Annotated in this window: 22 protein-coding genes and 1 pseudogene; 11 read left to right on the forward strand and 12 right to left on the reverse strand. The window is 52.3% G+C overall.

Annotated elements, in window-relative coordinates; all coding sequences use genetic code 11:
- Positions 1 to 143: 143 nt before the first annotated feature.
- The 11 genes from fabI to puuA form a co-directional block, all read right to left on the reverse strand.
- Positions 144 to 932, reverse strand: coding sequence for an enoyl-ACP reductase FabI (fabI, locus tag ABZJ92_RS04555; protein ID WP_000506490.1), 789 nt, complete (start codon positions 930 to 932; stop codon positions 144 to 146).
- A 367-nt stretch (positions 933 to 1,299) separates the two neighbouring features.
- Complete coding sequence (locus ABZJ92_RS04560) at positions 1,300 to 1,653, reverse strand: DUF559 domain-containing protein (protein ID WP_000968844.1); 354 nt, start codon at positions 1,651 to 1,653, stop codon at positions 1,300 to 1,302.
- A gap of 67 nt (positions 1,654 to 1,720) precedes the next feature.
- On the reverse strand, positions 1,721 to 2,527 hold the full coding sequence (gene sapF / locus ABZJ92_RS04565) for a peptide ABC transporter ATP-binding protein SapF (protein WP_000573407.1): 807 nt from the start codon (positions 2,525 to 2,527) through the stop codon (positions 1,721 to 1,723).
- A 1-nt stretch (position 2,528) separates the two neighbouring features.
- Positions 2,529 to 3,521, reverse strand: coding sequence for a peptide ABC transporter ATP-binding protein SapD (gene sapD / locus ABZJ92_RS04570; RefSeq protein ID WP_001128858.1), 993 nt, complete (start codon positions 3,519 to 3,521; stop codon positions 2,529 to 2,531).
- The gene (sapC, locus tag ABZJ92_RS04575) at positions 3,521 to 4,411 is read right to left on the reverse strand and encodes a peptide ABC transporter permease SapC (protein ID WP_001146163.1); all 891 of its coding nucleotides are present in this window, start codon (positions 4,409 to 4,411) and stop codon (positions 3,521 to 3,523) included. The genes sapD and sapC overlap by 1 nt, the downstream gene beginning before the upstream one ends.
- Positions 4,398 to 5,363 (reverse strand): putrescine export ABC transporter permease SapB, encoded by a 966-nt coding sequence (gene sapB / locus ABZJ92_RS04580; protein ID WP_000583261.1) that lies wholly within the window; start codon positions 5,361 to 5,363, stop codon positions 4,398 to 4,400. Before sapB ends, sapC begins: the two co-directional genes overlap by 14 nt.
- Positions 5,360 to 7,003, reverse strand: a complete 1,644-nt coding sequence (sapA, locus tag ABZJ92_RS04585; RefSeq protein WP_001250215.1) for an ABC transporter substrate-binding protein SapA — start codon at positions 7,001 to 7,003, stop codon at positions 5,360 to 5,362. The genes sapB and sapA overlap by 4 nt, the downstream gene beginning before the upstream one ends.
- Before the next feature lie 312 nt (positions 7,004 to 7,315).
- The gene (locus ABZJ92_RS04590; protein ID WP_001015110.1) at positions 7,316 to 7,561 is read right to left on the reverse strand and encodes a YmjA family protein; all 246 of its coding nucleotides are present in this window, start codon (positions 7,559 to 7,561) and stop codon (positions 7,316 to 7,318) included.
- A gap of 133 nt (positions 7,562 to 7,694) precedes the next feature.
- Positions 7,695 to 9,080, reverse strand: a complete 1,386-nt coding sequence (puuP, locus tag ABZJ92_RS04595; protein WP_000996858.1) for a putrescine/proton symporter PuuP — start codon at positions 9,078 to 9,080, stop codon at positions 7,695 to 7,697.
- Positions 9,070 to 9,234, reverse strand: a complete 165-nt coding sequence (locus tag ABZJ92_RS04600) for a YmjE family protein (RefSeq protein WP_120795382.1) — start codon at positions 9,232 to 9,234, stop codon at positions 9,070 to 9,072. Before ABZJ92_RS04600 ends, puuP begins: the two co-directional genes overlap by 11 nt.
- Before the next feature lie 148 nt (positions 9,235 to 9,382).
- Positions 9,383 to 10,801: a glutamate-putrescine ligase gene (puuA, locus tag ABZJ92_RS04605; RefSeq protein WP_005049726.1), complete on the reverse strand. Its 1,419-nt coding sequence runs from the start codon at positions 10,799 to 10,801 to the stop codon at positions 9,383 to 9,385.
- Positions 10,802 to 11,012: 211 nt separating this feature from the next.
- Here puuA and puuD point away from each other — a divergent pair, with 211 nt between their 5' ends.
- From puuD to puuE, 5 genes are all read left to right on the forward strand, one after another.
- On the forward strand, positions 11,013 to 11,777 hold the full coding sequence (gene puuD / locus ABZJ92_RS04610) for a gamma-glutamyl-gamma-aminobutyrate hydrolase (RefSeq protein WP_005049729.1): 765 nt from the start codon (positions 11,013 to 11,015) through the stop codon (positions 11,775 to 11,777).
- A 26-nt stretch (positions 11,778 to 11,803) separates the two neighbouring features.
- Positions 11,804 to 12,361, forward strand: a complete 558-nt coding sequence (gene puuR, locus ABZJ92_RS04615) for an HTH-type transcriptional regulator PuuR (protein ID WP_001278727.1) — start codon at positions 11,804 to 11,806, stop codon at positions 12,359 to 12,361.
- 149 nt (positions 12,362 to 12,510) lie between these two features.
- Positions 12,511 to 13,998, forward strand: coding sequence for an aldehyde dehydrogenase PuuC (gene puuC, locus ABZJ92_RS04620; RefSeq protein ID WP_001009102.1), 1,488 nt, complete (start codon positions 12,511 to 12,513; stop codon positions 13,996 to 13,998).
- A gap of 1 nt (position 13,999) precedes the next feature.
- Complete coding sequence (puuB, locus tag ABZJ92_RS04625; RefSeq protein ID WP_000134885.1) at positions 14,000 to 15,280, forward strand: gamma-glutamylputrescine oxidase; 1,281 nt, start codon at positions 14,000 to 14,002, stop codon at positions 15,278 to 15,280.
- A gap of 37 nt (positions 15,281 to 15,317) precedes the next feature.
- A complete protein-coding gene (gene puuE / locus ABZJ92_RS04630; RefSeq protein ID WP_000069252.1) occupies positions 15,318 to 16,583 on the forward strand; it encodes a 4-aminobutyrate transaminase in 1,266 nt (421 codons plus the stop codon).
- Between the two features lie 119 nt (positions 16,584 to 16,702).
- Here the strand turns inward: puuE and pspF are convergent, their stop codons facing one another.
- On the reverse strand, positions 16,703 to 17,680 hold the full coding sequence (gene pspF / locus ABZJ92_RS04635; RefSeq protein WP_005049736.1) for a phage shock protein operon transcriptional activator: 978 nt from the start codon (positions 17,678 to 17,680) through the stop codon (positions 16,703 to 16,705).
- A 166-nt stretch (positions 17,681 to 17,846) separates the two neighbouring features.
- On the opposite strand from pspF, the gene pspA reads away from it, so the two are divergent.
- The 6 genes and pseudogenes from pspA to ABZJ92_RS04665 all read left to right on the forward strand — a co-directional run.
- Positions 17,847 to 18,515 (forward strand): phage shock protein PspA, encoded by a 669-nt coding sequence (pspA, locus tag ABZJ92_RS04640; RefSeq protein ID WP_000511025.1) that lies wholly within the window; start codon positions 17,847 to 17,849, stop codon positions 18,513 to 18,515.
- A 53-nt stretch (positions 18,516 to 18,568) separates the two neighbouring features.
- Positions 18,569 to 18,793, forward strand: a complete 225-nt coding sequence (gene pspB / locus ABZJ92_RS04645; protein ID WP_001274964.1) for an envelope stress response membrane protein PspB — start codon at positions 18,569 to 18,571, stop codon at positions 18,791 to 18,793.
- The gene (pspC, locus tag ABZJ92_RS04650) at positions 18,793 to 19,152 is read left to right on the forward strand and encodes an envelope stress response membrane protein PspC (protein ID WP_000907387.1); all 360 of its coding nucleotides are present in this window, start codon (positions 18,793 to 18,795) and stop codon (positions 19,150 to 19,152) included. Before pspB ends, pspC begins: the two co-directional genes overlap by 1 nt.
- Before the next feature lie 8 nt (positions 19,153 to 19,160).
- Positions 19,161 to 19,382, forward strand: coding sequence for a phage shock protein PspD (gene pspD, locus ABZJ92_RS04655; protein WP_001359759.1), 222 nt, complete (start codon positions 19,161 to 19,163; stop codon positions 19,380 to 19,382).
- A 42-nt stretch (positions 19,383 to 19,424) separates the two neighbouring features.
- Positions 19,425 to 19,772 (forward strand): thiosulfate sulfurtransferase PspE, encoded by a 348-nt coding sequence (gene pspE, locus ABZJ92_RS04660; protein ID WP_000974117.1) that lies wholly within the window; start codon positions 19,425 to 19,427, stop codon positions 19,770 to 19,772.
- A 211-nt stretch (positions 19,773 to 19,983) separates the two neighbouring features.
- Positions 19,984 to 21,087, forward strand: a pseudogene (locus tag ABZJ92_RS04665) (alpha-amylase family glycosyl hydrolase); the annotation flags it as partial.
- Between the last annotated feature and the right edge of the window lie 74 nt (positions 21,088 to 21,161).

The raw sequence follows: 21,161 nt of genomic DNA on the forward strand, positions 1-21,161 counted from the left end.
GGGCGCTCCTTGGTCGTAAAGGAAATCGTTATCCTGACGCAAGGCGGGAAGGGGAGAAAGACGGATCGGCGATAACAAATATCAGAAAGGTATAACAGAGATAACGGGCGGCAGAACGCCGCCCATCTTTACCAACAGAACGATTATTTCAGTTCGAGTTCGTTCATTGCAGCGATGCTGAAACCGCCGTCAACGTGGACTACTTCACCGGAGATACCGGCAGAGAGATCGGAGCACAGGAATGCCGCAGAGTTACCCACATCTTCAATAGTAACTGTACGGCGAATCGGGGTAACGGCTTCGCAATGAGCCAGCATTTTGCGGAAGTCTTTGATACCGGAGGCCGCCAGAGTACGGATCGGACCAGCAGAGATGGCGTTAACACGCACACCTTCCGGACCCATCGCGTTCGCCATATAGCGCACGTTCGCTTCCAGAGACGCTTTTGCCAGACCCATAACGTTGTAGTTCGGGATAGCGCGCTCAGCGCCAAGGTAGGAAAGGGTCAGCAGGGCAGAACCCGGATTCAGCATGGAGCGGCAAGCTTTTGCCATTGCAACGAAGCTGTAGGAGCTGATGTCGTGGGCAATTTTGAAGCCTTCACGGGTAACGGCGTTAACATAGTCACCATCCAGCTGATCGCCAGGTGCAAAACCAATAGAGTGTACGAAACCGTCAAATTTCGGCCAAACTTTCCCCAGTTCAGCGAACATGGTGTCGATGCTGGCATCTTCTGCAACATCGCACTGCAGAACGATGTCAGAACCCAATTGAGCGGCAAATTCTTCTACGCGGCCTTTCAGTTTGTCGTTCTGGTAGGTGAATGCCAGTTCAGCTCCTTCGCGGTGCATCGCCTGAGCGATACCGTAGGCGATGGACAGTTTGCTGGCAACACCGGTTACCAGAATGCGCTTACCGGAAAGAAAACCCATAGCTTTAATCCTTATTGTTGATGCTTGTTGTGCCTGAAAATCAGGCGATTCGTCGTTTTAGTAAACAGTACGAACAGATAAACGGTTATTATAATCAACCTGGCTGTGAGTAGCTATAGTTACCAGGTCCGACCGGAGCAGGCTGCGGCAGGGGGGGCGCTTTTCCCCTTACCCTAACCCTCTCCCCAGAGGGGCGAGGGGACCATATTGTGCAAATATTGTTACCCCAGCAACAAACAGGCTCATACAGCCCCTAACCCTTTTATGGCGATGGCTGGGATGGTTCAGACCTTGCCGAATATTCTCCAGCACTGTCTCCATGTTTTCACCACAACAGCTATTCGGCTCGGTCGGCCCCCTCGCCCTTTCAGGGTGAGGGTGACCGGCGGTTCAGTTCCTGCAGAATAATCTCCAGCACCGCCTCCTCATTACAATCAATCTCGTTATTCCAGAAACGCAGCACGGTCCAGCCCTGCGACTCAAGCCAGCTAGTGCGCCTGGTATCATAGGCAACTGCCAAATCATGCTGCCCACCATCCAGCTCAACGACTACGCGCGCCGAGCAGCAAGCAAAATCGAGAATGTAGCTCCCCACCGGATGTTGACGGCGAAATTTGAAATCACCAAAACGTCGGCTGCGAAGATATCGCCAGAGCTTTCGTTCCTGCAAAGTGAGATTGCGTCTTAAATCACGCGCATTTGATTTTATTTTATCCATCACCTCATTCTGACAAGATTTAATCTCTTGTCAGAATGAGGTGAATAATCTGGAAGGAGGATTCAGAAAATTAGCGATCTTTACGCCACGCATCCGCTGTCAATGCTTCGCCAAAGTGCCCGGCAATCAGCCGTTTGGTGAGTTCATGCAGCGGCGATGCCAGCACATCCGCGGTGCTGCCTCGCTCGACAACCTCGCCCTGATGCATCACCAGCACCTGGTCGCTAATGTGCTTCATCATTCCGATATGCTGGGTAACATAAATATACGAAATGCCCTGTTTTTCCTGTAACTCCAGCATCAGATTAATCAACTGCGAACGCATTGACATATCCAGTGAAGCGAGGGCTTCATCGGCAATAATGACTTTTGGGCGCAATATCAGCGCGCGCGCCAGACCCAGACGCTGTTTTTGTCCGGGTGCCAACATATGCGGATAGTAACTGACGTGATCCGGTAGCAGCCCAACCATACGCATCGTTTCAATAATCTGTTTGCGACGCTGTTCCGGTTCCAGGTCGGTGTTCAGGCGCAGTGGAAAATCCAGAATTTGTGAGATACGTTGACGGGGATTCAACGAGGTCGAAGGATCCTGAAAAATCATGCGAATACGCTGACTACGGAAGGAATAATCGCCAAAATGCAGCGGATGATCGTCAATCAATAACTCGCCGCTGGTAGGTTCTATCATTCCCGCCAGCATTTTTGCCAGTGTGGATTTACCCGAACCATTCTCGCCAATAATCGCCAGTGTCTGGCCTTCACGTAGCGTAAAGCTCAAGGGTTTTACCGCTTCTACGGTCTGACGACGAAACCAACCGGTCCGGTAGCGGAACGTTTTACTTAAATTACGCACTTCAAGCAGCGTTTCGATCATCTCACTCTTTCTCCATGTTCAGCGGGAAATGACAGGCATAGAGATGATTTTTCGCCCCCGTCAAACGTGGCGTCACAATGCATTCTCGTTGTGCATACGGGCAACGTGGCCCCAGACGACAACCAATCGGTAACTGTTCCAGCAATGGGATAGCGCCGGGTAGAGTATTGAGGCGACTTTTATGCGGCATCGCGCTGCCGAAGTCTGGTATCGCGCGGATCAGCGCCTGGGTATAAGGATGATGTGGCATCGTCACCAACTCCTTACTCGGCGCGGTTTCCACTGTTTGACCGCAGTAAAGCACGTTAATTTTATCCGCCCATTGGCTAAGCATTTGTAAGTCATGGCTGATAAGCAAAATAGTGGTATTGCTGTTTTGGTTGAGACGCGTCAGCAGGCGAAAGATTTGCGCCTGGGTTGTTGGCTCCATTGAGTTTGTCGGTTCGTCAGCAATCAGCAGACGCGGTTGATTCGCCAGTGCAATGGCTATCATCACTTTCTGACATTCACCTTCGGTCAACTCATAGGGAAAACTGCGCATCGCATCTTTGTGATCTTTAATCCCCACGCGGTGCAGCAGTTCAATGGCACGGCGTTTGCGCCAGCCAAAACGCTGCCACCAACGGCCTTTATAGGTCCAGGCTGGGATGTTTTGCATCAACTGGCGACCCACACGTTCTGAAGGGTCAAGACACGACTGCGGTTCCTGGAAAATCATCGACACGTTATGGCCAACCAGTTTGCGCCGTTCGCGTGCGGAGAGACGCAGCAAATCGATATCATCAAAACGCATACGGTCAGCAGTAACACGCCAGTTATCTTTATTCACCCCACAAATCGCTTTCGCAATCAAACTCTTGCCGGAACCGGATTCACCAACAAGACCGCGGATTTCACCTTCGGTTAAGGTCATACTTACCCGGTCGACGGCTTTAACCCACTCATCACCGGTTTTAAATTCAATGGTCAGGTTACGAATATCGAGTAATGGCATTATTCCACCCCCGCAATAATCGCACGACGAACGCCATCGCCAAGGAGGTTAACCAACAACACGCTAATCATAATTGCCGCACCTGGCAGCATGACAGTCCACGGGGCGACATAAATCAGTTCCAGCGCATCACCGAGCATCGCTCCCCATTCAGGCGAGGGGAGTTGTGCGCCGAGATCGAGAAAGCCCAGCGCGGCGATATCGAGAATTGCCATCGACAGTGCGCGGGTGATCTCGGTGACCAGCCCGGCGGTGATGTTTGGCATCACAGCAAACCAGAGAATATTCAGCGTTGATGCGCCATCCAGACGGGCGGCGATAACGTACTCTTTTTCCAGTTCGTCATGCACCATGCTGTAAATCGAACGTACCATACGCGGCAGCAATGCCAGCCAGACAGCAAACATAGCGTGGGACAAACTCGGTCCGGCAAACGCTACAACGATAATTGCCAACAGCAGCGAAGGGATCGCCAGTAAGGTATCCAGAATATGGTTAAGCACCGCTGAGCGGAGGCCGTGTGTCGCCCCGGCGAAGGTGCCCAGTACCAGGCCACAGATCGTCGCGGCAAGCGTCACCACAAATGCGCCACCCACGGTTGGCGCAGCTCCGCTCAGTAAACGGCTTAAAACATCACGTCCGAGGTCGTCAGTCCCCAGGAAGAAAGAAACTTCGCCATAGCGCGACCATGATGGCGGCAATAATTGATAACCGAGAAATTGCTGGTCGATGCCGTAAGGCGCAAACCAGCCGCCAAAAATACACAGTACAGCCAGTCCCGCGCAGCCGTACAGGCCGACCATCGCAGAGGCGTCACTATAAAATTTGCGCCAGGCGGTACGCAGCGTGCCCGGCGGGCGCTTTTCGCTGTATACGCTATCGTAAGGCATACCATTCCTTATGTTTCAGAGGGTTAGCCATGGCACCCAAAATATCAGAAATCACGTTAACAATAATGACCAGTGAGCCACACACCATCACTCCGGCGGAAATGGCTGCGTAATCCTGCTGGCGGATGGCGTTAATTAACCAGCGCCCTAAACCCGGCCAGCTAAAAACCATTTCGGTGATCATCGCCAGCGTCAGCATGGTGGAAAACTGTAAGCCCAGGCGAGGAATAACCGGCGGTAACGCGTTATGCAGAACGTGGCGACGCAAAATAGTAAAGCGCGACAAACCGCGGGTCGCCGCCGCTTTTACATAGTTCTGGTCATACACTTCAATAGTGCTGATACGCATCAGGCGGATCACTTCAGTTGTTGGCGCAACCGACAGGGTGATCACGGGCAATATCATATGGCGGATTGCGCTCATGATCATTTCATCCCGCCATGGTGAGTCCGAAAGCCAGGCATCAATCAACGCAAAACCGGTAATCGGTTTCACTTCGTAGAGCAGATCGAAACGCCCTGAAACGGGCAACCAACCTAGCGTGAGTGAACAAAACAGTGTCAACAGAAGCGCCAGCCAGAACACCGGGATTGAAAAGCCCAGTAAGGCGATGGCGTTGATCAAGTTATCCTGCCACTTATGGCGCGTAATCCCGGCAATCATCCCCACGGGGATGCCAACAATCAGCGCAAAACCGAAGGCGAGGATGCACAGTTCTATCGTCGCCGGGAAGAGCTCTTTTAACTGTTCGGCAATTGGTTGACCGTTAATGCTGGAAACACCAAAATCCCAGTGGATCAGGCCATTAAACCAGAACACCCAGGCATTCCACAGTGACGCGCCTTGTAACGGCGCGTGTGGAGTGAAATAGCTCAAGCTGAAGCCAACGAAGGTCAGCAGGAACAAGGTGACAATCAATAACAAAATGCGGCGTAAGGTGAAGATAATCATGGTTTTTTCACCTCATCCTGTTTCTCGCGATACACCCCAGCAAAGGAGGCGTTACCAAACGGGCTAAGTACCAGACCTTTGATATCGTACCGATAGGCCTGCAAACGCAATGACGACGCCAGCGGCAGAATAGGTAATTCCTGCGCCAGAATACTCTGCGCTTCGTCATAGGCTTCAATACGCGCTGCCAGCTGCTGCGAGGAGAGCGCCTTACGCAACACGCTGTCGAATTTCGGATTGCACCAGTGGGCGAGGTTGGTCTGTGAATGAATTGCCGCGCAGCTCAGTAACGGACGGAAGAAACTGTCCGGGTCGTTACTGTCCGTCGCCCAACCGGATAACGTCAGATCATGGCTCATATCCATCAACCGCGCCTCCTGAAAGCGACCTTCTACCGGCACAATCACCACTTTTACGCCAACCTGCGCCATATCCGCCTGAATCAGTTCGGCAGTTTTCAGTGGACTGGGGTTCCACGCCTGCGAACGTGTGGGCACCCACAGTTTCAGCGTTAAGTTTTCCAGCCCCAACGCCTTCAACTGTTCGCGCGATTTCGCCGGATTGTATTCAGTAATTTTAGCCTCGTTGTCATAGGCCCACGAGGCGCGCGGTAAAATAGAGGCCGCCGTTTCAGCCGTACCATAATAGATGGATTGCATCAGGCGCTGGTTATTAATCGCCAGTGCCAGTGCATGGCGGACAGCGGGATTATTTAGCGGCGGTTTGGCGGTGTTAAATGCCAGATAGGCGACGTTCATCCCAGGACGCAGCGTTAAACGCAAGCGCGGGTCGTCACGCAAAATGGATAGCTGGCTGGCAGCAGGCCAGGCCAGAACGTCGCATTCCCCGGTCAGGAGTTTCGACAGACGTCCGGTGCCGCCGGAGCCTAAATCCACCACTACCTGCGGCATTAACGGTTTACCGCGCCAGAAGTCATCATGACGTTGTAGGCGAATAAATTGCCCGGCGCGGTATTCCGACAACTGATACGGACCGGTGCCGACCGGTTGACGGTCGAGTTGCTCCTGGCGATCTTCTTTCTCTAACTTCCGGGCATATTCTGCCGACATGACCGAAGCATAATGGGTTGCGAGGTGCCACAAAAAAGAAGCATCCGGCTGGGCGAGTCGGAACTCAACGGTATGATTATCCAGTTTGCGGACGCTTTTCACGTTATCGGCAAATTGCAGGCTGTCGAAGTAGGGGAAGTTGCTGCCGTTGACGTTATGCCACGGGTTGTTGCGGTCAAAAATTCGCTGGAAGGTAAACACCACATCGTCGGCATTCATTTTACGAGTGGGAGTAAACCAGTCGGTTTTTTGAAACGGAACATCGCGACGCAGGTGGAAGCGATAGGTCGCGCCGTTGTCGAGTACTTCCCAGCTTTCGGCAAGTTCCGGCATCAGGCGATAGGTATAGGGATCGACATCCAGCAGTCGATCATAAAACTGGGCGGCAAGGGTATCGACAATTAACCCACTGCTCGCTTTGGATGGGTTAAAGGTGTTGACTTGCCCGCTGACGCAATAGACAAAACCGCTGTCGCGGATATCAGCATGCGGGGGGGATTCAGGCGCGGCGATTGCCTGACCACTCACAAGTCCAGCAATCACCAAAAGAGACGATAATACCTGGCGCATAATATTAAGGGATTTTATGTAAAGAGGCTATCTTACTAATATTTAATGACATTTGCCATTACCGTTTGTGTTCAGGGGTCGTAATGAGGGCCGTGTGGTTGGTCGTTGAACAGGTGGCGTCGCCATCTGTTCAACATTCGTACCCGTGATTTCTCTATAACTATAACTCACAGAACAACTTAGCGAGGAGCAGAGCGGTACGATCGTGAGAAACCCATTAAAGCACGCTGCAGTGCGTGTCATTGTTAGCCGGATGCGGCGTGAACGCTTTATCCGGACAACGATACTGACCGATCGTCTGCAATTAAATAATTACTCATTACCCCATTGATTCAAAAACTCTGCGATCTCATCAATGCGTACGGGATTAATCCCCGCTTCAGCAGCCATTTCATGTTGGGCTTCTTCGCTGATCTCTTCATTGTTCATCAAACGGGTGAGCAGTAACTGGAAGTAGTGGGCCAGCGGTGTGCGTTCAGCCTCTGCGACAGGCTCTGCGCATTCGGTCGCGTACTCATCGGCAATATCAAAATATTTTAGCGGGATATCGTGGTTCATTATTTGCCCCTGGGGTTAATGCGCTAAGCATAAGGGCGGATGATAGCACTCGTGATCCGGGTCATACATCTTTTTATAGTTAATGGCGCGGCGCGTTACCCTCAGGCAGGATAATGCGCCGCGCATCCGGCTATTACGTTTCGCTCACCGGCGTTCTGTCACCTTCGTACAGCGGCACTTTGCGATAGCGGCGGATCAGATACCACAAATATGCGCCGCCTAACGAAGCCCATACCAGACCGAGTGTCAGTGACGTTGACTCTAGGTTAACCCACAGCACACCCACCGTCAGCGCGCCAACCAGCGGCATCAGCAAATAGTGGAAGTGATCCTTCCAGCTTTTATTCATTCCTTTACGCCGCCAGAAATGATTAAACACCGACAGATTCACGAAGGTAAACGCCACCAGAGCACCGAAGTTAATCAGTGCTGTCGCGGTGACTAAATCAAAGAACAGCGCCGACAGCGCGACAATCCCGACCATAATGACGTTGAGTGCCGGAGTCCGCCATTTTGGGTGCACATAGCCAAACACGCGCTCCGGAAACACATTGTCACGCCCCATCACATACAGCAGACGCGACACGCTGGCATGTGAAGCCAGGCCAGACGCTAATGTGTTCACAAACGTGGTGCAGAGGAAAATCGACTGAAAGAGCTTGCCGCCGACGTACAGCGCAATTTCAGGCAGTGCGGCGTCCGGGTCTTTAAAGCGGCTGATATCGGGAAAGAACAGCTGCATAAAGAACGACGCCGCGATAAAGATAACGCCGCCGTATACCGCCGTCAGGAAGATGGCTTTCGGGATCACGCGTGCGGCGTCCGGCGTCTCTTCCGAAAGCGTGGTCACCGCATCGAAACCGAGGAACGAGAAACAGACAATCGTCGCACCGGTAATAATCGGGATCAGGTGCGCGTTCTCGCTGATAAACGGCTGAAGTGACCAGACGGTGCCAACGCCTTCTCCTTTATGCAGTCCCTGAACCACCAGGAAGATAAACACCACCATGATGGAGATTTGCACCAGTACAAACAGGGTATTGAAGTTAGCGACCAGGTTGACGCTCTTCAGATTCGCGGCGGTTAAAATGGCGACGAAGGTTACCACCCACACCCACGGCGGCACTTCCGGGAAGAGGGCGGAGAGATAGATTTTCGCCAACAAAACGTTGATCATTGGCAAAAAGAGATAATCCAGCAGTGATGACCAGCCGACCATAAATCCGACGTGCGGGTTAATCGACTTTTGCGCGTAGGTATAGGCCGAACCGGCCTCCGGAAACTGGCGAACCAGTTTGCCGTAGCTGATAGCGGTAAACAGCACGCCCGCCAGCGCCAGCAAATAGGACGCCGGAACGTGACCGTCGCTAATGCCGGAGACAATACCAAAAGTATCAAATACGGTCATCGGCGTGAGATAGGCCAGACCCATCATTACCACCTGCCACAATTTCAGTGATTTTCGCAGACGGGTTTTGCCGGGTTGCGCAGCAATATTCAGTGGTGAATTAATAGCCATAATTGCTGCCTCCCCTGCGTAATAAGGTTTGCGGTCGTGTCGACCTGAAATCAAACCTGTTTAGCAAGGGAAGCAAAGGGGGCGGAGTCCAGTCAGTAGCAGGAGGGGCGCATACGCAGCCTCCCTCGCCATGCGGGGATTTAATCATCGGCATCATCTCATTTCCTCGTCACAGTCTTAATCGTTAACGGAAGCCCGTTGCCGCCTGCGCTCCATAACGCGACATCCGGGAAATGTCTGGATTACCAGCAAATGTCAGGCCTGGCTCCGCTCAGGCCGATGAAACAACCCCGCAAGGGGAATTACGCGTTTTTCAACATCCACTCAATTTCTGTTTCTGTGATGAGGCGCTCAAACTGCAACAGCTCATCATTTTTACAGGCGTGATACACATGGCAAAACCGTTCGCCTAAATAGCGGCGCAGGTGATCATTCTCGATAAACTCACCCAGGGCATCGCTCTGGCGAATCGGGAAGGGTAAGCCTTCCTGTTCCAGCCCGTTGCCTTCGACTTCTTCCTGCAACGGCAGCTCGTTATCAAGGCCATGCAAAATACCGGCAAAAATCGCTGCCATCACCAGATATGGGTTGGCATCGGCACCCGCCACGTGATATTCCACGCGGTGATTATGACGGTCACCGCACGGAATACGCAGGGCGACGGTGCGGTTGTTATGGCCCCACGACGCCTGCGTCGGCACATACATTCCCGGCTGGAAGCGGCGATACGAGTTCACGTTTGGTGCCAGCAACGCCATCGACGACGGCATCAGGTCAATCATCCCGGCGAGCATCTTTTTCAGCAGCGGCGAATCTTCGCCTTCTGTGTCAGAAAGCACATTCTCGCCACGATTATTTTGCATACTGATATGGATATGCATCCCGCTGCCCGCGTGCTCTTCATACGGCTTCGCCATAAAAGTGGCGTGCATCTTATGCTTTTCTGCCATCAGACGCACTAGGCGTTTTAGTGCCAGCGCATCATCGCAGGCTTCCAGCACGTTATCAGTATGGTAAAGGTTGATTTCAAACTGACCCGGCGAGGCCTCAGCGACCGCGCCATCTGCCGGAATCAGCTGCAACTGCGCCAGTTCATCAATATCATTGAGCACGTCGGCGAAGTGGTTGAGGTTATCAACGGAGTAAACCTGGCTTTGTGTATTGCGGTCATCGGTGCCAGGCGCGCAGGGCGGTTGCAGATCCCCTTCAGCGTCGCGCTGGCGATCCAGTAAATAGAACTCCAGCTCTACCGCTACAACCGGGAACAATCCGCGCTGGCGCAGCTGCTGCCACAGGCGGTTAAGAACGTTCCGCGGCTCAACGTCAAAGGGAGCGCCATCTTCATCGACCATGGTCAGGAGCATCTGACCGATAAACTCTGGATCGGCGGCAGAAGGAGTTAAGGAACCGAGAACAGGAACACAGGTACGATCCGGCTCGCCCATTTCCTGACCCAGACCTGCTTCTTCTACTACGTTGCCCAGAATATCCATTGCAAATACCGAGGCCGGGAAATAACACCCTTTCTCGAGCTTCTTCAGGCTTGAAACAGGGATACGTTTTCCACGGAAGCAACCATTCAAATCAGTAAGTAAAACATCAACATATTGCGTATTCGGGTAGCGCTCCAGGTAGCGTTTCACTTCCTGCGTAAAGGCGCTACCCCGCCTCTCTTCTGACTGCTGAACAAAGTTCTCTACTTCAACGATATTGGTTTCCATGATTCTTCGCCTTTGGTTTGTTTTCCGCTCGTTATCAAAGCGTAAAATATAATGACCATCATTCGAATCTGTATGCAAACCAAATGTTTGTCAAATGTTAAATTGAGTTTGCAAAAATGAAAATCCACTGCTAGATTGAAAAAATATTGAACATAAAGGTCATTTAAAGCGCAGTAATGGCGATAATTTAGTCCATTTTGTGAGATTGAGCATGGAAAATATAATGAACAATCCGGTTATCGGTGTCGTAATGTGCAGGAACAGGCTTAAGGGTCATGCGACCCAGACTCTGCAAGAAAAGTACCTGAATGCCATCATCCACGCAGGCGGCTTGCCAATTGCGCTACCACATGCGCTGGCGGAACCGTCGTTACTTGAACAACTTTTGCCGAAACTCGATGGCATTTATCTTCCTAGTAGTCCCAGCAATGTGCAGCCGCACCTATATGGTGAAAACGGCGATGAGCCTGACGCCGATCCCGGGCGTGATCTTCTGAGCATGGCGATAATTAATGCCGCACTCGAAAGGCGCATCCCCATTTTCGCCATCTGCCGGGGTTTACAAGAACTGGTGGTGGCAACCGGTGGTTCGTTGCATCGCAAGCTGTGCGAACAGCCTGAATTGCTGGAACATCGGGAAGATCCCGAACTGCCGGTGGAACAGCAATATGCACCGTCGCATGAAGTTCAGGTTGAAGAGGGGGGATTACTGTCTGCGTTGTTACCTGAATGTAGCAACTTTTGGGTAAACTCTCTACATGGACAAGGGGCGAAGGTCGTTAGCCCACGGTTGCGTGTTGAAGCTCGCTCGCCGGATGGCTTAGTTGAGGCGGTTAGCGTCATCAATCATCCTTTTGCGCTGGGCGTACAGTGGCACCCGGAATGGAACAGTAGCGAGTACGCGCTTTCGCGTATATTGTTCGAGGGCTTTATCACCGCTTGGCAGCACCATATCGCTGAAAAACAGCGACTCTGACCACTACAGTTTAAGGAAATGCAAATATGAGTGATGAGGGACTGGCGCCAGGAAAACGCTTGTCGGAAATCCGCCAGCAGCAGGGGCTTTCACAACGTCGTGCCGCCGAACTCTCCGGGCTGACTCACAGTGCTATCAGTACGATAGAACAAGATAAAGTCAGCCCTGCCATCAGTACGCTGCAAAAGCTGCTGAAGGTGTATGGTCTGTCACTCTCGGAATTCTTTTCCGAGCCGGAAAAACCTGATGAGCCGCAGGTCGTCATTAATCAGGACGACTTAATTGAGATGGGCAGTCAGGGTGTGTCAATGAAGCTGGTTCATAACGGTAACCCGAATCGCACGCTGGCGATGATCTTTGAAACGTACCAGCCGGGCACAACCACTGGGGAAAGAATTAAGCATCAGGGTGAGGAAATAGGCACAGTACTGGAAGGTGAAATTGTTCTGACGATTAATGGTCAGGATTACCACCTCGTCGCGGGGCAAAGTTATGCCATTAATACCGGCATCCCGCACAGTTTCAGTAATACGTCGGCAGGTATTTGCCGAATTATCAGCGCCCATACGCCCACCACGTTTTAATCTTTTTGTTCTGTAAGCCGGGTAAGCGCAATGCGCCCGGCAATCCATAAAGAATGTCGCCAGAAATAAACGGGCATGCAGCCCGGGGATCTCTGCGCCCTGACGTTCACAAACTGCATATATCTGATAGACGTGAAACAGGAGTCATAATGAATTTTCATCATCTGGCTTACTGGCAGGATAAAGCGTTAAGTCTCGCCATTGAAAACCGCTTATTTATTAACGGTGAATATACTGCTGCGGCGGAAAATGAAACCTTTGAAACCGTTGATCCGGTCACCCAGGCACCGCTGGCGAAAATTGCCCGCGGCAAGAGCGTCGATATCGACCGTGCGGTGAGCGCAGCACGCGGCGTATTTGAACGCGGCGACTGGTCACTCTCTTCTCCGGCTAAACGTAAAGCGGTACTGAATAAACTCGCCGATTTAATGGAAGCCCACGCCGAAGAGCTGGCACTGCTGGAAACTCTCGACACCGGCAAACCGATTCGTCACAGTCTGCGTGATGATATTCCCGGCGCGGCGCGCGCCATTCGCTGGTACGCCGAAGCGATCGACAAAGTGTATGGCGAAGTGGCGACCACCAGTAGCCATGAGCTGGCGATGATCGTGCGTGAACCGGTCGGCGTGATTGCCGCCATCGTGCCGTGGAACTTCCCGCTGTTGCTGACTTGCTGGAAACTCGGCCCGGCGCTGGCGGCGGGAAACAGCGTGATTCTAAAACCGTCTGAAAAATCACCGCTCAGTGCGATTCGTCTCGCGGGGCTGGCGAAAGAAGCAGGCTTGCCGGATGGTGTGTTGAACGTGGTGACGGGTTTTGGTCATGAAGCGGGGCAGGCGCTTTCGCGTCATAACGATATCGATGCCATCGCCTTTACCGGCTCCACGCGTACGGGTAAACAACTGCTGAAAGACGCGGGTGATAGCAACATGAAACGTGTCTGGCTGGAAGCGGGCGGCAAAAGCGCCAACATCGTTTTCGCCGATTGTCCGGATCTGCAAAAAGCGGCAAGCGCCACCGCCGCAGGCATCTTCTACAACCAGGGCCAGGTGCGCATCGCCGGAACGCGTTTGTTACTGGAAGAGAGCATCGCCGATGAATTCTTAGCCCTGTTAAAACAGCAGGCGCAAAACTGGCAGCCGGGCCATCCACTTGATCCCGCAACCACCATGGGCACCTTAATCGACAGCGCTCACGCTGACTCGGTACACACCTTTATTCGTGAAGGCGAAGGCAAGGGGCAACTGCTGCTGGATGGTCGCAACGCCGGGCTGGCAGCGGCCATCGGCCCGACCATCTTCGTGGATGTGGACCCGAATGCGTCCTTAAGCCGCGAAGAGATTTTCGGTCCGGTGCTGGTGGTCACCCGTTTCACATCAGAAGATCAGGCGCTGCAGCTTGCCAACGACAGCCAGTACGGCCTTGGCGCGGCGGTATGGACGCGCGACCTCTCCCGCGCGCACCGCATGAGCCGACGCCTGAAAGCCGGTTCCGTCTTCGTCAATAACTACAACGACGGCGATATGACCGTGCCGTTTGGCGGCTATAAGCAGAGCGGCAACGGTCGCGACAAATCCCTGCATGCCCTTGAAAAATTCACTGAACTGAAAACCATCTGGATAAGCCTGGAGGCCTGAAATGACCGAACATACCAGCAGTTACTACGCCGCCAGTGCGAATAAATATGCACCATTCGACACACTGAATGAGTCAATCACCTGCGACGTTTGCGTGGTTGGCGGCGGCTATACCGGGCTCTCCTCCGCGCTGCATCTGGCGGAAGCGGGCTTTGACGTAGTGGTTCTCGAAGCCTCACGCATCGGCTTTGGCGCAAGCGGGCGCAATGGCGGGCAGCTTGTGAACTCCTACAGCCGCGACATCGACGTGATCGAAAAAAGCTACGGCATGGACACCGCCCGTATGCTCGGCAGCATGATGTTCGAGGGTGGCGAGATCATCCGCGAACGTATCAAACGTTATCAGATTGACTGCGACTACCGCCCCGGCGGTCTGTTTGTGGCGATGAATGATAAACAACTCGCCACACTCGAAGAGCAGAAAGAGAACTGGGTACGCTACGGCAATAAACAGCTGGAGCTGCTGGACGTCAACGCTATTCGCCGCGAGGTCGCCAGCGATCGCTACACTGGTGCGCTGCTGGATCACAGCGGTGGGCATATTCACCCGCTAAACCTCGCCATTGGTGAAGCCGATGCCATCCGCCTGAACGGCGGGCGCGTGTATGAGCTTTCCGCCGTGACGCAGATCCAGCACACCACGCCAGCCGTGGTTCGGACTGCCAATGGTCAGGTGACGGCGAAGTATGTGATTGTCGCCGGGAATGCGTATCTGGGCGATAAAGTAGAGCCGGAACTAGCGAAACGCAGCATGCCGTGCGGCACGCAGGTGATCACCACCGAACGGCTGTCGGAAGATTTAGCCCGTTCGCTGATCCCGAAAAACTACTGTGTGGAAGACTGTAACTATCTGCTTGATTACTACCGTCTTACCGCCGACAACCGCCTGCTGTACGGCGGGGGTGTAGTGTATGGTGCACGCAACCCGGATGACGTTGAGCGTCTTGTGGTACCGAAACTACTAAAAACCTTCCCTCAGTTGAAGGGCGTGAAAATTGATTACCGCTGGACGGGCAACTTCCTGCTGACCTTGTCGCACATGCCGCAGTTCGGCCGCCTTGATACCAACATCTATTACATGCAGGGTTACAGCGGCCACGGCGTCACCTGTACCCATCTTGCCGGGCGTTTGATTGCTGAACTGCTGCGCGGTGACGCCGAGCGTTTCGATGCCTTCGCCAATCTGCCGCATTACCCGTTCCCCGGCGGGCGCACGCTGCGCGTGCCATTTACCGCGATGGGCGCGGCTTATTACAGCCTGCGCGATCGTCTGGGCGTTTAATTTCCGATTAACAGTGAAGAGTCAAAAGGTGTGAAACATGAGCAACAATGAATTCCATCAGCGTCGTCTTTCTGCTACCCCACGCGGGGTTGGCGTGATGTGTAACTTCTTCGCCCAGTCGGCAGAAAACGCTACGCTGAAGGACGTAGAGGGCAACGAATACATCGATTTCGCCGCAGGCATTGCGGTGCTGAATACCGGGCATCGCCACCCTGATCTGGTCGCGGCGGTGGAGCAGCAATTGCAACAGTTTACCCACACGGCGTATCAGATTGTGCCGTACGAAAGCTACGTCACGCTGGCGGAGAAAATTAACACCCTTGCCCCAGTGAGCGGGCAGGCTAAAACCGCATTCTTCACTACCGGCGCGGAAGCGGTGGAAAACGCGGTGAAAATTGCTCGCGCCCATACCGGACGACCTGGCGTGATTGCGTTTAGCGGTGGCTTCCACGGTCGTACATATATGACCATGGCGCTGACCGGAAAAGTTGCGCCGTACAAAATCGGCTTCGGCCCGTTCCCTGGTTCGGTGTATCACGTACCTTATCCGTCAGATTTACACGGCATTTCAACACAGGACTCCCTCGACGCCATCGAACGCTTGTTTAAATCAGACATCGAAGCGAAGCAGGTCGCGGCCATTATTTTCGAACCGGTGCAGGGCGAGTGCGGTTTCAACGTTGCGCCAAAAGAGCTGGTTGCCGCCATTCGCCGCCTGTGCGACGAGCACGGTATTGTGATGATTGCCGATGAAGTGCAAAGCGGCTTTGCGCGTACCGGTAAACTGTTTGCCATGGATCATTACGCCGATAAGCCGGACTTAATGACGATGGCGAAAAGCCTCGCGGGCGGGATGCCGCTTTCGGGCGTGGTCGGTAACGCGAATATTATGGACGCGCCCGCGCCGGGCGGGTTGGGTGGCACCTACGCCGGGAACCCGCTGGCGGTGGCTGCCGCGCACGCGGTGCTCAATATTATCGACAAAGAATCACTCTGCGAACGCGCGAATCAACTGGGCCAGCGTCTCAAAAACACGTTGATTGATGCCAAAGAAAGCGTTCCGGCCATTGCTGCGGTACGCGGCCTGGGGTCGATGATTGCGGCAGAGTTTAACGATCCGCAAACGGGCGAGCCGTCAGCGGCGATTGCACAGAAAATCCAGCAACGCGCGCTGGCGCAGGGGCTGCTCCTGCTGACCTGTGGCGCATACGGCAACGTGATTCGCTTCCTGTATCCGCTGACCATCCCGGATGCGCAATTCGATGCGGCAATGAAAATTTTGCAGGATGCGCTGAGCGATTAATAGCCCAACGCAATAATGTCTGATGCGCTGCGCTTATCAGGCCTGCAAACGACGTATTGATTATGTATGCCGAATAAAGCATTCACGCCGCATCCGGCAAGTTGTATTGCTCAACTTCGCTAAATCTGGTGCTTTTTCAACAACGCGCGGAACTGATGATAAGTTAACCCCAGTAATTCAGCCGCGCGCTTCTGGTTATATTTCCCCTGTTGCAAACTGAGTTGCAGCAACTCTTTTTCCTGCTGCATCTGAAACTCGCGTAAATCCAGCGGCAGCGTCGGAAGCGAGGTATTTTCTGAAACGGCGATGGCTTCTTCAGGTGGACGCCGTTTAAAGGGATCAATAATGATGTCATCAAGCGGATAATCGCTGGTGCCGTGGCGATACACTGAACGTTCCACCACGTTTTTCAATTCACGAATATTTCCCGGCCAACGATAATTCAGCAATGTTTCTCTGGCGCGCTCCGTAAACCCCGGGAACAGAGGCAGCTTGATTTCCCGACACATCTGAATGGCAAAGTGTTCTGCCATCAGCATAATGTCGCTTTCGCGCTCGCGCAGGGGCGGCAGTTGCACTACATCGAAAGCCAGCCGGTCGAGCAGGTCAGCGCGAAAAGTACCTTCATTGACCATCGCCGGGAGATCGGCATTCGTCGCGCATACCAACCGCACATTCACCTGCAACGGCTGGCTACCGCCAACGCGCTCCAGTTCACCGTACTCAATCACACGCAATAATTTTTCCTGCACCATCATCGGTGCCGTAGCGAGTTCATCAAGAAATAGCGTACCGCCGTCGGCACGTTCAAATCTCCCAGGATGACGTTTTTGCGCACCGGTAAACGCCCCCGCTTCGTGACCAAACAGTTCGGAATCCAGCAGATTTTCATTTAACGCCGCGCAGTTAAGGGAAATAAACGGCCCTTGCCAACGGGAGGAGAGATAATGCAGGCGGCTGGCAATCAACTCTTTACCGGTGCCGCGTTCGCCGATGATGAGCACCGGTTTGTCCAGCGGTGCGAGATGCGAAACCTGTTCCAGCACTTCGAGAAAGCTGTTCGCCTCACCAAGTAAATTATCTTTGTATTCGGCCATGATGAAATTCGCCACTTGTTAGTGTAATTCGCTAATTCATCCTGGCATGTTGCTGTTGATTCTTCAATCAGATCTTTATAAATCAAAAAGATAAAAAATTGGCACGCAAATTGTATTAACAGTTCAGCAGGACAATCCTGAACGCAGAAATCAAGAGGACAACATTATGGGTATTTTTTCTCGCTTTGCCGACATCGTGAATGCCAACATCAACGCTCTGTTAGAGAAAGCGGAAGATCCACAGAAACTGGTGCGTCTGATGATCCAGGAGATGGAAGATACACTGGTTGAAGTACGTTCTACTTCGGCGCGTGCGTTGGCAGAAAAGAAACAGCTGACTCGCCGTATTGAACAAGCGTCGGCGCGTGAAGTTGAATGGCAGGAAAAAGCCGAACTGGCGCTGCTGAAAGAGAGAGAGGATCTGGCACGTGCAGCGTTAATTGAAAAACAGAAACTGACCGATCTGATTAAGTCCCTGGAACATGAAGTGACGCTGGTGGACGATACGCTGGCACGCATGAAGAAAGAGATTGGCGAGCTGGAAAACAAATTGAGCGAAACACGCGCTCGCCAGCAGGCATTGATGTTACGTCATCAGGCGGCAAACTCGTCGCGCGATGTGCGTCGTCAGCTGGACAGTGGCAAACTGGATGAAGCAATGGCTCGTTTCGAATCTTTCGAACGTCGTATTGACCAGATGGAAGCGGAAGCAGAAAGCCACAGCTTCGGTAAACAAAAATCGCTGGACGATCAGTTTGCCGAACTGAAAGCCGATGATGCAATCAGCGAACAACTGGCACAATTAAAAGCCAAAATGAAGCAAGACAATCAATAATAACATCCAGGCGGCGTCCGAACGCGCCGCCGCTCATCGTCTAAGGAGTACTTATGAGCGCGCTATTTCTGGCTATTCCGTTAACCATTTTTGTGCTGTTTGTTTTACCGATCTGGTTATGGCTGCATTACAGCAATCGTTCTGGTCGCAGTGAATTGTCGCAAAGTGAGCAGCAGCGATTAGCGCAACTGGTTGATGAAGCAAAACGGATGCGCGAACGTATTCAGGCGCTGGAATCTATTCTTGATGCAGAACATCCGAACTGGAGGGATCGCTAATGGCGGGCATTAATCTCAATAAAAAGTTATGGCGTATTCCACAGCAGGGCATGGTCCGCGGCGTCTGCGCCGGGATTGCCAACTATTTTGATGTACCGGTAAAACTGGTGCGTATCCTGGTGGTGCTGTCGATTTTTTTCGGTCTGGCGCTGTTTACCCTGGTTGCTTACATCATTTTGTCATTTGCGCTTGATCCAATGCCGGACAACATGGCCTTTGGTGAGCAGCTACCTTCCAGCAGCGAATTGCTGGATGAAGTCGACCGTGAACTGGCGGCAAGTGAAACGCGTTTACGCGAGATGGAACGTTATGTCACTTCCGATACTTTCACGTTACGTAGCCGTTTCCGTCAACTGTGAGGAAAGTTATGAATACTCGCTGGCAACAGGCCGGGCAAAAGGTGAAGCTTGGTTTCAAATTAGCAGGCAAGCTGGTACTTCTTACCGCACTGCGCTATGGCCCGGCGGGTGTGGCGGGCTGGGCGATAAAATCAGTTGCTCGCCGACCGCTGAAAATGTTGCTGGCTGTGGCGCTGGAACCGCTGTTAAGTCGGGCTGCTAATAAACTGGCACAGCGTTATAAAAGGTGAGGGGAGTTTCGCAAAAATTGTTAAATCTCAGGCGTATAATGGATGGCAATTTTCATCCATAGAAGGACGCTTACATGTTTAAAAAAAGGCTTACTTGCTCTGGCACTGGTGTTTTCACTGCCCGTTTTCGCCGCTGAACACTGGATCGATGTTCGTGTTCCAGAGCAGTATCAGCAAGAGCACGTTCAGGGGGCCATCAATATTCCCCTGAAGGAAGTGAAAGAGCGCATTGCCACCGCCGTTCCGGATAAAAACGACACCGTGAAAGTGTATTGCAATGCCGGACGCCAGTCCGGGCAGGCAAAAGAGCTCCTTAGCGAGATGGGATATACCCACGTTGAGAACGCCGGTGGCCTGAAAGACATCGCAATGCCGAAGGTCAAAGGTTAAAAGAATTCACCATGAGCGGCGCTTATGCGCCGTTTTTTTTCTGTCACACCTTATTTACATCCCTATAGATTATTTGCGTCAGCTCACAAATACGCTTTTTCCCTGGTAAAAAATGATTTCCTGCGTGACTAAAACCCTTGTGCTCAATTGACAGTTTATTTTCTGCGGAGTAGTCTCTCGCCTCATGGGACCGCTACCACGGAAAGGCAACATGAAACAGAAAATTACGGATTACATGGACGAAATCTACGGTGGAACATTTACCGCAACTCATTTACAGAAACTTGTAACGCGTCTTGAGAGTGCGAAACGATTAATTACACAGCGACGTAAAAAACACTGGGATGAAAGTGATGTCGTGTTAATTACCTATGCCGATCAATTTCACAGTAATGATTTAAAACCACTACCCATATTTAATCAGTTCTACCATCAATGGCTGCAAAGCATTTTTTCACATGTTCATTTATTACCTTTTTACCCATGGTCATCTGATGATGGATTTTCGGTAATTGATTATCATCAGGTCGCCAGTGAAGCGGGGGAGTGGCAGGATATTCAGCAACTCGGTGAATGCAGTCATTTAATGTTTGATTTTGTCTGCAACCATATGTCTGCAAAAAGTGAATGGTTTAAAAACTATTTACAACAGCTTCCGGGTTTTGAAGATTTCTTTATTGCGGTTGATCCGAAAACCGATCTCAGTGCCGTCACCCTTCCGCGTGCGTTACCGCTATTAACGCCGTTTCAAATGGATGATAATTCCACGCGCCATTTATGGACCACCTTTAGTGACGATCAAATTGACCTGAATTACCGTAGCCCTGAAGTGTTGCTGGCGATGGTGGATGTTTTACTCTGTTACCTTGAGAAAGGTGCTGAGTATGTCCGCCTGGATGCCGTTGGCTTTATGTGGAAAGAGCCGGGAACAAGCTGCATCCATCTGGAAAAAACACATCTGATTATCAAGCTGTTACGGTCGATTATTGATGACGTAGCACCAGGTACAGTGATTATTACCGAAACCAATGTTCCGCACAAAGACAACATTGCTTACTTTGGCAACGGTGATGACGAAGCGCATATGGTGTACCAGTTCTCGCTGCCGCCGCTGGTGTTACATGCGGTGCAAAAACAGAACGTCGAGGCGCTGTGCCAGTGGGCGCAAAGTCTGAGCTTGCCCTCCAGTAAAACGACCTGGTTTAACTTCCTCGCCTCTCACGATGGCATCGGGTTGAACCCACTGCGTGGCTTGCTTCCAGAAAGCGAAATATTAGCGCTGGTCGAGGCATTACAGCAGGAAGGTGCATTAGTAGGTAATGCTGCCAACTTACTGATTTAGTGTATGATGGTGATTTTAAGGTGCTTGCGTGGCTTCCATTTCCATCA

The sequence above is a fragment of the Shigella sp. FJ200513 genome (genome assembly GCF_040495915.1).
Taxonomy (GTDB): Bacteria; Pseudomonadota; Gammaproteobacteria; order Enterobacterales; family Enterobacteriaceae; genus ECMA0423.

Excerpts from the sequence above, each read along its gene's own strand:
- sapF (WP_000573407.1), bottom strand. The coding sequence starts at position 2,527 with ATGATCGAAACGCTGCTTGAAGTGCGTAATTTAAGTAAAACGTTCCGC.
- sapD (WP_001128858.1), bottom strand. The coding sequence starts at position 3,521 with ATGCCATTACTCGATATTCGTAACCTGACCATTGAATTTAAAACCGGT.
- puuR (WP_001278727.1), top strand. The coding sequence starts at position 11,804 with ATGAGTGATGAGGGACTGGCGCCAGGAAAACGCTTGTCGGAAATCCGC.
- ABZJ92_RS04600 (WP_120795382.1), bottom strand. The coding sequence starts at position 9,234 with ATGCCGATGATTAAATCCCCGCATGGCGAGGGAGGCTGCGTATGCGCC.
- pspA (WP_000511025.1), top strand. The coding sequence starts at position 17,847 with ATGGGTATTTTTTCTCGCTTTGCCGACATCGTGAATGCCAACATCAAC.
- pspB (WP_001274964.1), top strand. The coding sequence starts at position 18,569 with ATGAGCGCGCTATTTCTGGCTATTCCGTTAACCATTTTTGTGCTGTTT.
- sapA (WP_001250215.1), bottom strand. The coding sequence starts at position 7,003 with ATGCGCCAGGTATTATCGTCTCTTTTGGTGATTGCTGGACTTGTGAGT.
- pspC (WP_000907387.1), top strand. The coding sequence starts at position 18,793 with ATGGCGGGCATTAATCTCAATAAAAAGTTATGGCGTATTCCACAGCAG.
- puuC (WP_001009102.1), top strand. The coding sequence starts at position 12,511 with ATGAATTTTCATCATCTGGCTTACTGGCAGGATAAAGCGTTAAGTCTC.
- pspE (WP_000974117.1), top strand. The coding sequence starts at position 19,425 with ATGGCAATTTTCATCCATAGAAGGACGCTTACATGTTTAAAAAAAGGC.
- fabI (WP_000506490.1), bottom strand. The coding sequence starts at position 932 with ATGGGTTTTCTTTCCGGTAAGCGCATTCTGGTAACCGGTGTTGCCAGC.
- puuP (WP_000996858.1), bottom strand. The coding sequence starts at position 9,080 with ATGGCTATTAATTCACCACTGAATATTGCTGCGCAACCCGGCAAAACC.
- pspF (WP_005049736.1), bottom strand. The coding sequence starts at position 17,680 with ATGGCCGAATACAAAGATAATTTACTTGGTGAGGCGAACAGCTTTCTC.
- puuB (WP_000134885.1), top strand. The coding sequence starts at position 14,000 with ATGACCGAACATACCAGCAGTTACTACGCCGCCAGTGCGAATAAATAT.
- ABZJ92_RS04590 (WP_001015110.1), bottom strand. The coding sequence starts at position 7,561 with ATGAACCACGATATCCCGCTAAAATATTTTGATATTGCCGATGAGTAC.
- puuD (WP_005049729.1), top strand. The coding sequence starts at position 11,013 with ATGGAAAATATAATGAACAATCCGGTTATCGGTGTCGTAATGTGCAGG.
- puuE (WP_000069252.1), top strand. The coding sequence starts at position 15,318 with ATGAGCAACAATGAATTCCATCAGCGTCGTCTTTCTGCTACCCCACGC.
- sapB (WP_000583261.1), bottom strand. The coding sequence starts at position 5,363 with ATGATTATCTTCACCTTACGCCGCATTTTGTTATTGATTGTCACCTTG.
- sapC (WP_001146163.1), bottom strand. The coding sequence starts at position 4,411 with ATGCCTTACGATAGCGTATACAGCGAAAAGCGCCCGCCGGGCACGCTG.
- puuA (WP_005049726.1), bottom strand. The coding sequence starts at position 10,801 with ATGGAAACCAATATCGTTGAAGTAGAGAACTTTGTTCAGCAGTCAGAA.
- pspD (WP_001359759.1), top strand. The coding sequence starts at position 19,161 with ATGAATACTCGCTGGCAACAGGCCGGGCAAAAGGTGAAGCTTGGTTTC.